Source organism: Rhodococcus sp. IEGM 1307, assembly GCF_030056915.1.
Taxonomy (GTDB): domain Bacteria; phylum Actinomycetota; class Actinomycetes; order Mycobacteriales; family Mycobacteriaceae; genus Rhodococcus_F; species Rhodococcus_F opacus_D.
On record NZ_JASHKW010000011.1, the window covers coordinates 123,401 to 137,543 of the forward strand.

Annotated in this window: 13 protein-coding genes; 7 read left to right on the forward strand and 6 right to left on the reverse strand. The window is 67.4% G+C overall.

Translation table 11 applies throughout. The annotated features are described in order from the left end of the window. Positions 1-22 precede the first annotated feature (22 nt). Genes iolD through iolC form a run of 4 tightly spaced genes read right to left on the reverse strand, consistent with a single transcriptional unit; the run spans position 23 to position 4,777 of the window. The gene (gene iolD, locus QM841_RS22155) at positions 23-1,981 is read right to left on the reverse strand and encodes a 3D-(3,5/4)-trihydroxycyclohexane-1,2-dione acylhydrolase (decyclizing) (protein ID WP_283333589.1); all 1,959 of its coding nucleotides are present in this window, start codon (positions 1,979-1,981) and stop codon (positions 23-25) included. Continuing rightward, positions 1,978-2,874: a 5-deoxy-glucuronate isomerase gene (gene iolB / locus QM841_RS22160; RefSeq protein WP_280782360.1), complete on the reverse strand. Its 897-nt coding sequence runs from the start codon at positions 2,872-2,874 to the stop codon at positions 1,978-1,980. Before iolB ends, iolD begins: the two co-directional genes overlap by 4 nt. A 21-nt stretch (positions 2,875-2,895) precedes the next feature. Beyond that, positions 2,896-3,795: a Cgl0159 family (beta/alpha)8-fold protein gene (locus tag QM841_RS22165; RefSeq protein WP_283333590.1), complete on the reverse strand. Its 900-nt coding sequence runs from the start codon at positions 3,793-3,795 to the stop codon at positions 2,896-2,898. Then, a complete protein-coding gene (gene iolC / locus QM841_RS22170; RefSeq protein WP_280782362.1) occupies positions 3,788-4,777 on the reverse strand; it encodes a 5-dehydro-2-deoxygluconokinase in 990 nt (329 codons plus the stop codon). The genes QM841_RS22165 and iolC overlap by 8 nt, the downstream gene beginning before the upstream one ends. A gap of 202 nt (positions 4,778-4,979) precedes the next feature. Between iolC and QM841_RS22175 the strand changes: the two genes are divergently transcribed. From QM841_RS22175 to QM841_RS22195, 5 genes are all read left to right on the forward strand, one after another. Beyond that, on the forward strand, positions 4,980-5,717 hold the full coding sequence (locus tag QM841_RS22175; RefSeq protein WP_009474056.1) for a GntR family transcriptional regulator: 738 nt from the start codon (positions 4,980-4,982) through the stop codon (positions 5,715-5,717). 31 nt (positions 5,718-5,748) lie between these two features. Then, entirely contained in the window at positions 5,749-7,110 is a 1,362-nt protein-coding gene (locus tag QM841_RS22180) for an MFS transporter (protein WP_283333671.1), read from the forward strand. Between the two features lie 188 nt (positions 7,111-7,298). Further along, a complete protein-coding gene (locus QM841_RS22185) occupies positions 7,299-8,297 on the forward strand; it encodes a substrate-binding domain-containing protein (RefSeq protein ID WP_280782363.1) in 999 nt (332 codons plus the stop codon). A gap of 139 nt (positions 8,298-8,436) precedes the next feature. After that, entirely contained in the window at positions 8,437-9,495 is a 1,059-nt protein-coding gene (locus QM841_RS22190; RefSeq protein ID WP_105414953.1) for an ABC transporter permease, read from the forward strand. A 5-nt stretch (positions 9,496-9,500) separates the two neighbouring features. Then, on the forward strand, positions 9,501-10,316 hold the full coding sequence (locus QM841_RS22195; RefSeq protein ID WP_105414955.1) for an ATP-binding cassette domain-containing protein: 816 nt from the start codon (positions 9,501-9,503) through the stop codon (positions 10,314-10,316). 60 nt (positions 10,317-10,376) lie between these two features. Here the strand turns inward: QM841_RS22195 and QM841_RS22200 are convergent, their stop codons facing one another. Together QM841_RS22200 and QM841_RS22205 are read right to left on the reverse strand one after the other, a co-directional pair. Further along, on the reverse strand, positions 10,377-11,777 hold the full coding sequence (locus QM841_RS22200) for an MFS transporter (protein WP_280782364.1): 1,401 nt from the start codon (positions 11,775-11,777) through the stop codon (positions 10,377-10,379). Positions 11,778-11,899: 122 nt separating this feature from the next. Beyond that, the gene (locus QM841_RS22205) at positions 11,900-12,577 is read right to left on the reverse strand and encodes a TetR/AcrR family transcriptional regulator (RefSeq protein WP_280782365.1); all 678 of its coding nucleotides are present in this window, start codon (positions 12,575-12,577) and stop codon (positions 11,900-11,902) included. 110 nt (positions 12,578-12,687) lie between these two features. Here QM841_RS22205 and QM841_RS22210 point away from each other — a divergent pair, with 110 nt between their 5' ends. Continuing rightward, complete coding sequence (locus QM841_RS22210) at positions 12,688-13,602, forward strand: shikimate dehydrogenase (protein WP_283333591.1); 915 nt, start codon at positions 12,688-12,690, stop codon at positions 13,600-13,602. A 34-nt stretch (positions 13,603-13,636) separates the two neighbouring features. Beyond that, entirely contained in the window at positions 13,637-14,128 is a 492-nt protein-coding gene (locus QM841_RS22215; RefSeq protein WP_283333592.1) for a metallophosphoesterase family protein, read from the forward strand. The last annotated feature ends 15 nt before the right edge of the window (positions 14,129-14,143 follow it).

Here is a 14,143-nt window from a genome sequence, read left to right on the forward strand (position 1 = left end):
CGAAAGTTCTACTGAGGGAGAGTCAGTTGCCGGACGGGCGCAGGAACGGACGCTGGATCTTCTTCCACTGCGCGTACGTCTCGTAGGCGGTCCGGGTGGAGTCGAGGGTGCTGGTCTCGCTGACCGGCACGTCCCACCAGGATTCGCTGTCCGGGGCCGCGATTCGCGGGTCCGTCTCGACGTGGATGACGGTGGTGTTGTCGCTGGCCTTCGCCACCTTGACGGCGTCGGTGAACTCGGCGGCCGTGTTCGCGCGGATCACGTCGGCGCCGAGGCTCGCGGCGTTGGCCGCCAGGTCGACGGGCAGGATGTCGCCGTCGAGCCGGCCGGAGTCGCCGCGGTAGCGGTAGTCGGTGCCGAACCGCTGCGAGCCGAGCGACTCCGACAGCGATCCGATGGACGCGAAGCCGTGGTTCTGCACGAGGACCACGATGACCTTGACGTTCTCCTGCACGGCCGTGACGAGTTCGGTGGCCATCATCAGGTACGAGCCGTCGCCGACCATGATGAACACGTCGCGGTCGGGGCAGGCCATCTTGGCGCCGATGCCGCCGGCGATCTCGTAGCCCATGCACGAGAACCCGTATTCGACGTGGTAGCCCTTGGAGTCGCGGGTACGCCACAGCTTGTGCAGGTCGCCGGGCATGGAGCCGGCGGCGCACACGACGACGTCGCGCGGATCGGACAGCGTGTTGGCGAGACCGATGACCTGGTTCTGGTTGAGGCCGAGCGAGTCGTCGTCGATCTTGTAGACCGAGTCCACCGTGGACTCCCAGTGGTCGGCGAGTTCTGCTGTGCGCGCACGGTACTCGCCGGAAACGTGGTAGTCGCCCAGTGCCGCGGTGAGCGCCTCGAGTGCCTCGCGGGCGTCTGCGACGACGCTGACGCCGCCCTGCTTCACCGAGTCGATCGACGCGACGTTGATGTTGACGAACCGCACGTCGGGGTTGTTGAACGCGGTGCGCGACGCCGTGGTGAAGTCGCTGTAGCGGGTGCCGATGCCGATGATCACGTCGGCCTCGGTGGCGAGAGCGTTGGCCGCCGTGGTGCCGGTCGAGCCGATCGCGCCGACCGACTGCGGGTGGTCGTAGGGCAGTGAGCCCTTGCCGGCCTGACTCTGGCCGACCGGAATGCCGGTCGTCTCGGCGAACGAGGCCAGTGCCTCGGTGGCGCCGGAGTAGATCAGGCCGCCGCCTGCGACGATCAGCGGCTTCTTCGCCGACCGGATCACGTCCGCGGCCCGCTCGATCACCGACTTCTCGGGAAGCGGCCGGGCCACGTGCCACGTGCGCTCCGCGAACAGCGACTCCGGCCAGTCGAACGCCTCCGCCTGCACGTCCTGCGGAATGGCGACGGTGGCCGCACCCGTCTCGACGGGATCGGTCAGCACGCGCATCGCACTGAGCAGCGCCGAAGGCAACTGCTCCGGCCGCCACACCCGGTCGAAGTAGCGCGACAGCGGTTTGAACGCGTCGTTGACGGTGACGTCGCCGCTCGAGGGCAGTTCGAGTTCCTGCAGCACCGGTGCGCTCGCGCGGGTCGCGAACGTATCGGCGGGCAGGAGCAGGACGGGCAGCCGGTTGATGGTGGCGAGCGCCGCGCCCGTCAGCATGTTGGTCGAGCCGGGGCCGACGCTGGCCGACACCGCCCACGTCTGCAGACGATCCTTCTGGCGTGCGTACGCGACCGCGCTGTGCACCATCGCCTGCTCGTTGCGCCCGAGGACGTACGGCAGTTCGGATTCGGTACCGGCTTCGACGGCGTCGATCTCGGCCTGGAGCAGTGCCTGACCGAGCCCGGCGACGTTGCCGTGGCCGAAGATGCCGAAGCAGCCGGCGAAGAACTTGGTGCGTTCGCCGTCCCGCTCGACGTACTGGTTGGCGAGGAATCGGATGGTTGCCTGAGCCACCGTGAGGTGGACGGTGCCCTCGGCGTTGGGGTTCTTGCTCGCCGACATCGGCGCGGTGGACACCACGGTCATGCTCCTTCGGACGGTGCGTGGAGGGGGAGGCGGGGATCGACGGTCTGGTGTTCCCAGCTGCCGCGCAGCCAGGTGTGGGCCGGGTCGTCGCAGATGTTCCAGGCGCGGTCTTCGCCGGGGCCGGCCATGACGTTCAGGTAGTACATGTGATGTCCGGGGGCGGCGATCGACGGTCCGTGATAGCCGTGCGGCACGAGGACCACGTCGCCGGAGCGCACTTCCTCGAGCACCTCGATGGGCCGCTCGGGAGTGCCGTACACGCGATGGTAGCCGAATCCGGTTCCGCCGAAATCCACTGCGGTGGAATTGGCGTCGGCGATCTCGAAGTAGTAGATCTCCTCGAGCTGCGACTCGACGTCGCTGTTCTCGTCGTGCTTGTGGCTCGGGTACGACGACCAGTTGCCACCGGGAGTGATGACCTCGCACGCGATGATCGAATCGGCTTCGAAGCGATCGGCGGTGCCGAAGTTGTGCACCTGGCGGCTGCAGTTGCCCGCGCCGCGCAGTTCGACGGAGACGTCGGCTGCCGGGACGTACCGGAACGGGAACTTCTGCCGCGCGCGGGCCCCGCACAGGGCGAATCGTCCACCGGTCGCGCTCGCCACCGTGTAGGCCGAATCCCGGCCCACGTAGGCGAAGTCGCTCGGCCCGTCGAACACGGACCGCCGTCCGGTGAGGGCGAATTCGGTGCCCTCGCTCGACACCGCCGCGGACCCGGCCAATGGCACGACGATGATCTCGTCGTCACCGGACGCGAGTTCGGCCGACCCGCCGGGGGCCAGGGTGAGCACCCGGAGACTCGATTCGGTCCAGCCCGCGGATTCGGGGGTGACCTCGAGGTCGAACGGTCCGGTGGCCGCGGAACCGACCGGCACGTAATACTTGCTGTTCATCGTGGGCCTCTCCGGCGTGCGTCAGTGAACGAGGGATACGGCGGTGTCGACCGCGGCGGCGACGTCCTCGTCCCGCGGGTACAGCAGGGTGCGTCCGACGATCAGGCCGCGGACCGACGGCAGCGCGAGGGCCTTGGCCCAGCTCGCGAACGTCTCCTCGGGTGCCGTCTGCGGGTCTCCGCCGAGCAGCAGCGTCGGAAGCGTCGTCGCGTCCATCACGCGTTCCATCTCGTCGACCACCGGAAGCTTCATCCACGTGTACGCGGACGTGGACCCCAGGCCCTGGCTGATGTGGATCGACTTGATCACGGCGTCGGCGCTGAGATCGTTCTTGACCTTGCCGTCGACACGCCGCGACAGGAACGGTTCCACCATGGCCATCAGTCCGGCCTCGGCCAGCGCATCGACCGCCTGGGCGCACGCGGTGAGGGTGGAGAGGGTGCCGGAATCGTCGAGATCGATGCGGCACAGCATCTTTCCGCCGTTCATGCCCGCCTTCGCGGTGCCGGCCGCGGTGTAGCCGGTCATCCGGTCGTCGAGTTCGAAACTGGCGCCGGCCAGGCCGCCGCGGTTCATCGACGAGATGACCACCTTGTCGTCGAGCGCGCCGAGCAGCACCAGATCGTCGAGGATGTCGGCGGTGGCGAGCACGCCGTCCACACCGGGGTTGCGCAGGGCGGTGCGGAGGCGGTCGAGGAGGTCGGTGCGACTGTTCATCGCGGTCGGACGGTCGCCGACCGAGAGTGCACCGCGGGCGGGGTGGTCGGCGGCGACGATCATGAGCCGGCCGTTACCGCGGACCGTGGGCCGGGCGATCCGGGTCGCCCAAGCGCGGTCGATGGCGGCCGGGTCGTTCGCGCGTACCTCGGTGACGTCGGCGTAGGACGTGCAGACTGCGCGGTGAGCGAGAGTTTCAGACATTGACAGCCTCCGAAGTGGTGGAATCGGCGAGCGCCCGGACCTCGTCGGCCGTCGGCATCGCGGTGGAGCATTCGAGCCGGGAGGCGACGATCGCCCCCGCGGCGTTGGCGTAGCGCAGGATCTTCTCGAGCGGCCACCCGGCGAGCAGGCCGTGGCACAGCGTGCCGCCGAAGCTGTCGCCGGCACCGAGCCCGTTGACCACCTGGACGTCGTTCGGGGGCACCGTGATGCTCTGGGTGCGTGTCTTCCCGAGGACCCCTTTGGGGCCCTGCTTGACGATGGCCAGTTCGACGCCGAGATCGAGCAGGGCGTCCGCGGCCTTGTGTGCGTTGGTCTCGCCGACCGCGATCTCGCATTCCTCACGGTTGCCGACCGCGACGGTGACGTGCTGGAGGGCGCGCTGCACCTGAGCGGTGGCGTCGGCGGGGGAGGACCAGAACATCGGGCGGTAGTCGAGATCGAGGACGGTGTGGGTGCGGCGTCCGCGGGCCTCCCAGGCTGCGAAATGCGCGCTGCGGCTGGGCTCTTCGGACAGACCGGTGACGGTCGACCAGTACAGCTTGGCGTCGCGGACCGCGTCGAGATCGACGTCCGCCGGCGTCACCTGCAGGTCCGGAGCGACAGGTTTGCGGTAGAAGTACAGCGGAAAGTCGTCCGGCGGGAAGATCTCACAGAACGTGACGGGAGTCGGGTGCTCGGTGTCGATGCCGACGTAGCGGTTGTCGACGCCGAGATCGGTGAGCGCGGTGCGGACGAAACGTCCGAACGGATCGTTGCCGACGCCCGAGATGAGCGCGCTGCGGCAGCCGAGGCGGGCGGCGGCGACGGTGACGTTGGCCGCGCTTCCGCCGAGGAACTTGCCGAACGTCTCGACGTGTTCGAGTCCGACTCCGGTCTGCAATGGGTAGATGTCCACACCGCAGCGCCCGATGGCGAGGACGTCCAATCCGTTCCGGTTGGTATGCGTCTGGATGGTGGTCAAGGCTGACTCCCGAATAGGTCGTTGTGGGTGGTCTGCGCAGGGCGCCGAGGTCTGATTGAAACTGTGCTCCACCTCACCGACTCCTGTCAAGACTTTGTCCTGACATTATTACTTGAAGTCAATCTGGTGTTAGTGTTCGCATACACTGCCGGAAAGATCGGCGACGGCGACGTCGCCCCGCGCACGAGGATCGGAGTTGTCCGTGGGTGCACCACTCGCAGTCGAGCTCGACCGATCGAGCCCGGTTCCGCTGTATTTCCAGCTCGCGCAGACGATCGAGAACGCGATCATCGGCGGGGAACTCGCCCCGGGTGACCGCTTCGAGAACGAACTGGCGCTCGCCAAGCGGCTGAACCTGTCACGCCCCACCACGCGCCGCGCCATCCAGGAGCTCGTCGACAAGGGGCTGCTCGTCCGCAAACGTGGGGTCGGAACCCAGGTGGTGCAGAGCGCCGTGCATCGGCCGGTCGAACTCACGAGCCTCTTCGACGACCTCGCGCGGGCGGGGCAGAGCCCGACCACCAAGCTTCTCGACTACCAGGTATCCGTGCCGGCCGAAGACGTCGCCGCCGAACTCAACCTGCAGCCCGGCGCCGAGGTCGCATCCATCCGGCGCCTCCGCAGCACCAACGGCGAACCGCTGGCGCTGATGACCAACCACATCCCGGTGGACCTCGCGCCGGACCCCGAGGAACTGGAGGCGCACGGCCTCTACCACGCACTCCGGGCCCGCGGCGTGCACATCCGTCTCGCCCGGCAACGCATCGGCGCGAAAGCGGCGAGCAAGGCGGAGGCGTCGCTGCTCGACGAGAAGACCGGGGCGCCGCTGCTGACGATGAACCGAACCGCGTTCGACGACTCGGGAAGCGCCGTCGAGTTCGGCAGCCACTGCTACCGCGCGTCGCGGTACTACTTCGACACGACCGTTGTCGATCGCTAGAACCGCGCGCGCGACGTCGTTCCCCCGTGGAATGGCCCTGCTGGTGGCAGGTGCCCTCTTCATGGAGATTCTCGACGCCACCATCATCGCGCCCGCCGTCCCGCTGATCGCCGAGTCCTTCGGTGTCGACGCAGTCGACGTCAACATCGCGATCTCCGCCTACCTGGTCACGGTCGCCGTCCTCATCCCCGCGAGCGGGTGGGTGGCCGACCGGTTCGGGACCCGCCGCGTGTTCGTGGCCGCCATCGCCGTGTTCACGCTGGCGTCCATCGGGTGCGCGGCGAGTGTCTCGTTGCCGATGCTCGTCGCGATGCGGGTGCTGCAGGGAGTCGGCGGCGCCATGATGGTGCCGGTCGGGCGGCTCGCGGTGCTGCGGTCGAGCACGAAGAGCGACCTCGTCCGCGCGATAGCCCTGCTCACGTGGCCCGCGCTCGCGGCGCCGGTCATCGCGCCCCTGCTCGGCGGTGCGATCGCCACCGTCGGCTCGTGGCGATGGATCTTCGTCATCAACATTCCCATCGGCATTCTCGGAATCCTGCTGTCCCTGAAGCTGGTTCACGGGGCAGGCTCGCGGTCGACCAGCAGGCTCGACTGGTGGGGCCTCCTCGGAGTCGGAACGGGAATCGCGGCAGCCCTCATCGCGCTGGAGAGCATCCGTGTGACGGGCACCGACTGGCGGCGAGTCGCGATCGGGGGAGTGGTCGCGGTCGTTCTGCTGGCGGCCTCGGTGCGCCATCTCGCCCGCACGCCCCACCCGCTCGTCGACTTCCGCGTGCTGCGCGTGCGCACGCTACGCACCACTGTCACCGGGGGGTCGCTCTACCGGCTGATCGTCACCGCGGTGCCGTTCCTGCTGCCGCTGCAGTTCCAACTCGGCTTCGGCTGGACGCCGTTCCTCGCGGGTCTGCTCGTCGCGGCGTTGTTCGCCGGCAACATTGCCATCAAGCCCTGTACGACGCCGCTGATGCGGCGCTTCGGGATCAGGCCGATCCTGCTGGTCAACGCCCTGCTGTCCGTCGGCTGCTTCGGGCTGCTCGCCGCCCTGAGCTCGTCGACCCCGATGCCGGTCATCGCGGCGGTCCTCTTCGTGAGCGGAGCCCTGCGCTCGGTCGGATTCACCGCGTACAACAGTCTCGCGTTTTCCGACGTCGATCGTGCCGACCTCACGCACGCGAACACTCTCAACGCCGCCGTGCAGGAACTGGCGGCCGGTCTGGGTATCGCGGTCGCGGCGCTCGCCCTCACTGCGTTCACGCCGTTGGCGACGTCGTCCGAGCGCGGGTTCGGGTCCGAATATTCTTGGACCTTCGTCCTTTTGGGCCTGCTGATGCTGTGCACGGTGGTCGACACGCTGCGTCTGCCGCGCGACGCCGGGGCAGCGGTCACGCGCTGAGCGCGCCTGCACCCGTCCACCCATCTGCTCGGTTTCCGGGCCGTCTGCGGGGACACCCATGTCCGCTCATTTGATCTGTGGTCCTAATGTCCAGACAAACTATTGACTTTCGGGTGTGACGCGTATTACATCTAAGGCACACGGCCGAGACGTCACCGGGCCGTTCGTCCCCCCGAGAGGAAAAGCAGATGAACTTCCCCAACCGGCGTCGCGTGGCGGTACTGGCCTGCGCGAGTGCCTTGGTGATGAGCCTCGCGGCGTGCTCGAGCACCGGAGGCAAGCCGGACAGCAGCGGGTCCGGGATCGGCGCCGGCACCGCCGACACCCCGCGCATCACGATCGCAATGGTCACGCACGCGGCACCGGGCGACACGTTCTGGGACCTGATCCGCACGGGCGCGCAGGATGCCGCGGACAAGGACAACGTGGAACTGAAGTACTCCTCCGATCCGCAGGCTCCCAACCAGGCCAACCTCGTGCAGACGGCCATCGACTCGAAGGTCGACGGGCTCGCGCTCACCCTCGCCACCCCCGAGGCGATGGCTCCCGCCGTCAAGAGCGCGCAGGACGCAGGCATCCCGATCTCCGCGTTCAACGCCGGATACGGAGCCTGGAAGGACATGGGGGTCACCCAGTACTTCGGGCAGGACGAGACCATCGCCGGCCAGGCCGCGGGGAACCGGCTGAACGAGGACGGCGCCAAGCACGTCATCTGCGTCATCCAGCAGCAGGGCCAGATCCAGCTCGAATCCCGTTGCGCCGGCGCCAAGCAGACCTTCCGCGGCACGTTCGAGACCCTCAACGTGAACGGTGAGGACATGCCGTCGGTGAACTCGACGATCGCTGCCAAGCTCCAGCAGGACCCGTCCATCGACGGTGTGCTCACGCTCGGCGCTCCGATAGCCCTCACCGCCGTGCAGTCGGTCGGCAACGCGGGCAGCCCGGCCAAGGTCTACACGTTCGACACCAACGCGGCACTCGTCGACGCCATCTCGGACGGCAGCGTGCAGTGGGCCATCGACCAGCAGCCGTACCTGCAGGGCTACCTGGCCATCGATTCGCTGTGGCTCTACCTCAACAACGGCAACGTCATCGGCGGCGGCGGACCGACTCTGACCGGGCCGTCGTTCATCGACAAGTCCAACATCGACAAGGTCGCCGAGTACGCCAAGGCCGGCACCCGCTGATCGGCGGTCGATCACATGTCAGGGCACACGATCCGGACCCCGGTGGGTCCATCTCACGCACACACCATCACCATCGACCCGGTCGCACGACCGGCCGGCATCGCACAACGCTGAGATCCACCGGCGCGGAGAGGAAATCATGTCCACACAGCAAGATCTGGACCTTGCCAGTCACAAGGTCGTCCACGACGAGCGGGTGAAGGAGCAGAAACGCCTGCAGCGTCTGCTGGTCCGCCCCGAGATCGGTTCCCTGTTCGGTGCGATCGCCATCTTCGTCTTCTTCATGGTCGTCGCCCCCCCGTTCCGCAGCCCCGAAGCGCTGGCGACGGTGCTCTACGCCTCGTCGACGATCGGGATCATGGCGTGCGCGGTGGCACTGCTGATGATCGGCGGGGAATTCGACCTCTCCGCCGGCGTCGCCGTCACCACCAGCTCCCTGGCGGCGTCGATGATCGCCTACAACCTGCACCTGAACCTGTGGGCCGGCGCCGCCCTCGCCCTCGTGGTCTCGCTGGCGGTCGGGTTCTTCAACGGGTACCTGGTGATGAAGACGAAGATCCCCAGCTTCCTGATCACGCTGAGCTCGTTTCTGATGCTCACCGGCATCAACCTGGCGGTCACCAAACTCGTCACCGGGCAGGTCGCCACCCCCAGCGTGTCCGACATGGCCGGGTTCGACTCGGCGAAGAGGGTGTTCGCGTCCTCGTTCGAGGTCGGCGGGGTGTCGGTGCGGATCACCGTGGTCTGGTGGTTGCTGTTCACCGCGATCGCCACCTGGGTGCTGTTCAAGACCCGGATCGGGAACTGGATCTTCGCCGTCGGCGGCAACCAGGACTCCGCCCGCGCCATCGGCGTCCCGGTCACGAAGGTCAAGATCGGGTTGTTCATGACCGTCGGGTTCGCCGCGTGGTTCGTCGGGATGCACCTGCTGTTCTCGTTCAACACCGTCCAGTCCGGGCAGGGTATCGGCAACGAGTTCCTCTACATCATCGCCGCGGTCATCGGCGGCTGCCTGCTCACCGGCGGGTACGGCACCGCGATCGGCGCCGCGATCGGCGCGTTCATCTTCGGCATGACGAACCAGGGCATCGTCTACGCCGGCTGGAACCCGGATTGGTTCAAGTTCTTCCTCGGCGCGATGCTGCTGTTCGCGGTCATCGCCAACAATGCCTTCCGTAACTACGCCGCCAAGAGGTGACCGGTATGAGTACCATCGAACAACTTCCCGTCGATACCGAACCCGGTGGTGGCGACAAGATCCCGCTGATCGAGCTCAAACACGTCGGCAAGCAGTACGGCAACATCATCGCCCTCGAGGACATCAACCTGCGGGTGCGGGCCGGGGAGGTCACCGGTGTCCTCGGCGACAACGGGGCCGGCAAGTCCACCCTGATCAAGATCATCGCCGGCCTGCACCAGCAGAGTTCGGGCGAGTTGCTCGTCGACGGCGAGGCCCTCACGTTCGGCTCGCCGAAGGAGGCCCTGTCCAAGGGCATCGCCACCGTCTACCAGGACCTGGCGGTGGTGTCGCTGATGCCGGTGTGGCGGAACTTCTTCCTCGGCCAGGAACTACGGAAGGGACCGCTCAAGTCCCTCGACGCGAACGGGATGCGCGCCACCACGATGTCCGAGTTGTCGAAGATGGGCATCGAGCTGCCCGACGTCGACGCCCCCATCGGGTCGCTGTCCGGCGGCCAACGCCAGTGTGTGGCGATCGCCCGGGCGATCTTCTTCGGCGCCCGCGTGCTGATCCTCGACGAGCCCACCGCCGCCCTCGGCGTCAAGCAGTCCGGGATGGTGTTGCGCTACATCTCCGCCGCCAAGGAACAGGGCTTCGGGGTCGTGTTCATCACCCACAACCCGCACCACGCCTACATGGTCGGCGACCACTTCGTCCTCCTCAACCGCGGCCGCCAGAAACTGGACTGCACGTTCGACGAGATCAGCCTCGAAGAACTCACCCAGCAGATGGCCGGCGGCGACGAACTCGAAGCACTCACCCACGAACTGCGGCGTTAGGCACCGACACGACGATGCGCCCGGCACACGTGCCGGGCGCATCGTTCGTTTCCGAGTGGGTCAGACCTTCGCGTTCGCCTTCGCCTTCGTGAGCGCGACATCCTCCTTGTCGAGGTCGAGCAGCGGAGTGCGGGAGTTCTCCTTGGCCGTGGAGGCAGAGGCCGCGGCGATGAGCGCGCAGACGGCGGTGAAGATCGCGACCGGCACCCAGTTCTTGGGGTCGGCGCCCCGCAGTGCCTGGGCGATGGTCGGTGCGAAACCGGCGAGAGCGAATCCGAGCTGCGTGCCGATCGCCATGCCGGAGTAGCGAACCCGCGAGGAGAACATCTCGGCGTAGAACGCCGGCCAGATGGCGTTGGTCCCGGCGTAGACGCCACCCATCAGCAGGATGCCCGCGAGGAAGATCATCGCCACGTTGCCGGTGCCGATCGCGGCGAAGTACAGGAAGATTCCGGCGGCCGAACCGATCGCGCCACCGATGAACACCGGCTTGCGGCCGATCCGGTCGGACAGCATGCCGAACAGCGGCTGCGAGACCAGGGCCACCGCGTTGGCGGCGATCGCGACCCACAGCATGGTCGTGCGGCTCATCCCGATCTCGGGGGTGGTGGCGTAGGCGAGGCCGAACACGGAGAACACAGTGCTGACGACGGCGATGAACGCGCAGAAGACCACACGGAGAACGTCGCGCCAGTGCGTGCGGAAGAGGTCGACGACGGGCAGCGGGGCGGGCGTCTCGTCCAGCGCTTCCTTGTTGGCGATGAAGATTTCGGGCTCTTCGAGCTTGCGACGCACGATGTAGGCGACGACGAGGACGAGGAGGCTGCACCAGAACGGGACGCGCCAGCCCCAGCTGTAGAGGGTCTCGTCGGGCAGCGCCGCGACGGGGATGAACGCGAGGCTCGCGACGATGAAACCGGCCTGGGTACCGGTGAGCGTCCAGCTGCAGAAGAAGCCGCGACGGTGTGCGGGGGAGTGCTCGAGGGTGAGTGAGCCCGCACCCGACTGTTCGCCCGCCGCGGAGATGCCCTGGCAGATGCGCAGCAGCACCAGCAGCACCGGTCCGACCATCCCGGCCTGCTCGGACGACGGCAGACAGCCGATCAGGAACGTGACGACGCCCATGAGAACCAGGCAGAACATCATCACCTTCTTGCGTCCGGCCCGGTCGCCGAAGTGTCCGACGAACACGGCGCCGATCGGGCGCGCGATGTAGGAGATGCCGAAGGTGGCCAGCGACAGCAGCAGCGGATTCTTCGATCCCTCGAAGAACACGTGCGGGAACACCAGCGCAGCAGCCGAGGCGAAGATGTAGAAGTCGTAGTACTCGAGCAGGCTGCCGAAGAACGCGGCCTTCGCGGCCTTCTTCGCGTTGGTGGGATCAGCGTTGGGGTCGACGGAGGAGCGGCCTTTGCCGTCACCGTTTCGACCGGAGACGCCGGTGCCGTAGTCGATGGTCATCGATACTCCTGGGGAGCGAGGAATGTGAACACTGGCGGCTCGGAAGAGCAGGTGTTCGTAGGTCGTAGAAGCAAGGTAACCCCGGTCACAGCCTCGAGTCAATAATGGTCGAAATGGTTAGTTCATACTTTTCCGGGCTGCTGCAGGTAGGCCAGGACGACGTCGCCGATCATCGTGCGCAGGTGGGGGCGGTTCTCCGCGCCGGTGAGATCCCAGTCGAACAGCGCCCTGAACGTGTACCGATTGGCCACCCGGAAGACGCAGTACGAGCTGATGAGCATGTGGATGTCGAGCGCCGTCGTGTCGGTGCGGAAGAGACCCGCCTCCTGCCCTCGCCGGAGGATCTGCTCGAGCGTGCGGATCGCCGGGGCCTGCGTCTCGGGGAGCCCCTCGGCCTGGACGAGGTTGACGCCGCGATTCGTGTTCTCGATCGCGACGAGACGAATGAAGTCCGGGTGAGCCTCGTGATGGTCGAACGTCAGCTCGGCGAGCGCCCGGATCGCCTCGGTCGGCTCGAGGTGGTCGACGTCGAGCTGGGACTCCTCGTAGCGGATCTCCTCGTAGGCACGCTGGAGAACCGCCCGGTACAGCCCCTCCTTGTCGCCGAAGTAGTAGTAGAGCATCCGCTTCGTGGTGGCGGTCTTCGCCGCGATCTCGTCGATGCGGGCGCCGGTCAGGCCCTTGTCGGCGAATTCCGTCATCGCCACCCGCAGGATGTTCTCCCGGGTCTTCTCGGGGTTACGGGTCCGTTTGACCGTCTCCTTCTCGGAGGTCGCGCCCGTCGTCTCGCTTCGTGTCATCGGTGAAACTCCTGCCTCTGCTGTCTTCCGCGCGGTATGGAGGTATGCTACCGTGACATAACTCACTAGATAGTTAATTAGCTCCCAGCCCTCTCCCGGAAGTGATCGCCATGACCTCTCGTGACCTCGATGCCCCCACCGCTCGCCCGTCGTACCTGTGCGGTCTGATCGGCACCGGGATCTCGAAATCGCTGACCCCGCCGCTTCACGAGGCCGAGGGTCGCGCGCAGGGCGTCGGGTACGTCTACCGGATCCTCGACCTCGACACGCTGGGCATGGGGGTCGAGGGACTGCCGCAGCTCCTCTCGGCCGCCAAGCTCCTCGGGTTCAACGGGCTCAACATCACGCACCCCTGCAAGCAGGCCGTCATTCCGCTCCTCGACGACCTGTCCGACGACGCCCGCAAGCTCGGCGCGGTCAACACGGTCCACATCGACGGTGGGCGCCTGATCGGCCACAACACCGATTGGTCCGGATTCGCGCGCAACATGGACGAGGGTCTCGAAGGCGCGCCCATGAACCGCGTCGTGCAACTCGGGGCCGGCGGGGCAGGCGCGGCCGTCGCCTACGCCGCACTGACCCGGGGTGTCGGACACTTCACGATCATCGACGCCGACGCCGCGCGCTCTAAGGACCTGCGCGACTCGCTCGCCGAACTGTTCCCGGACCGGGAAATCGCTGCGGGCGACCTCTCCGCCGTTCCCGCCGCGGTCGGTGCGGCCCAGGGCCTCATCCACGCGACGCCGATCGGCATGGCGGCCCACCCCGGCATGGCACTCGACGCCGCCCTGCTGCGCCCCGACCTGTGGGTCGCGGACGTCGTCTACCGTCCCGCCGAAACCGAACTCCTCGCCCGCGCCCGGGACATCGGCGCCCGGACCCTCAGCGGAATCGGCATGACCATCGGACAGGCTGTCGACTCCTTCCGGATCTTCACCGGCCTCGAGCCGGACGCCCAGCGGATGCGTGAGCACATGGGTCTGCTGTTGCAGGCAGAGGACGCCGCCGCGCTCGCGGGCGCGTAACGGCCGCGCCTGCCACGTGGCGCAGACTGTCACCGTGAGGTTATTGCTGCTGGCCGACACCCATGTCCCGAAACGGGCACGAGACCTGCCCGCCCGGGTGTGGGACGAGGTCGACCGCGCGGACGTGGTGATCCACGCCGGCGACTGGGTCGATCTCCCCACGTACGAAGCCCTGCAGGCCCGATCGGCGCGGCTCGTGGCGTGCTGGGGCAACAACGACGGCGACGACCTGCGCGCCCTGATGCCCGAGCGGGCGGACGTGACCCTGGCCGGGGTGCGCATCACCGTCGTGCACGAGACCGGGGCCTCCGCAGGCAGGGAGAAACGGATGTCGGCCGCCTACCCGGACACCGACGTCCTGATCTTCGGGCACAGCCACATTCCCTGGGACACCACCACGGAAACCGGTCTGCGACTGCTGAACCCGGGATCACCGACGGATCGACGGCGGCAGCCGCACTGCACGTACATGACGACCACCGTCCGGGACGGGGAACTCGGCGACGTCGAATTGCAGCGGTTGTGACGGACCCGACGTGAC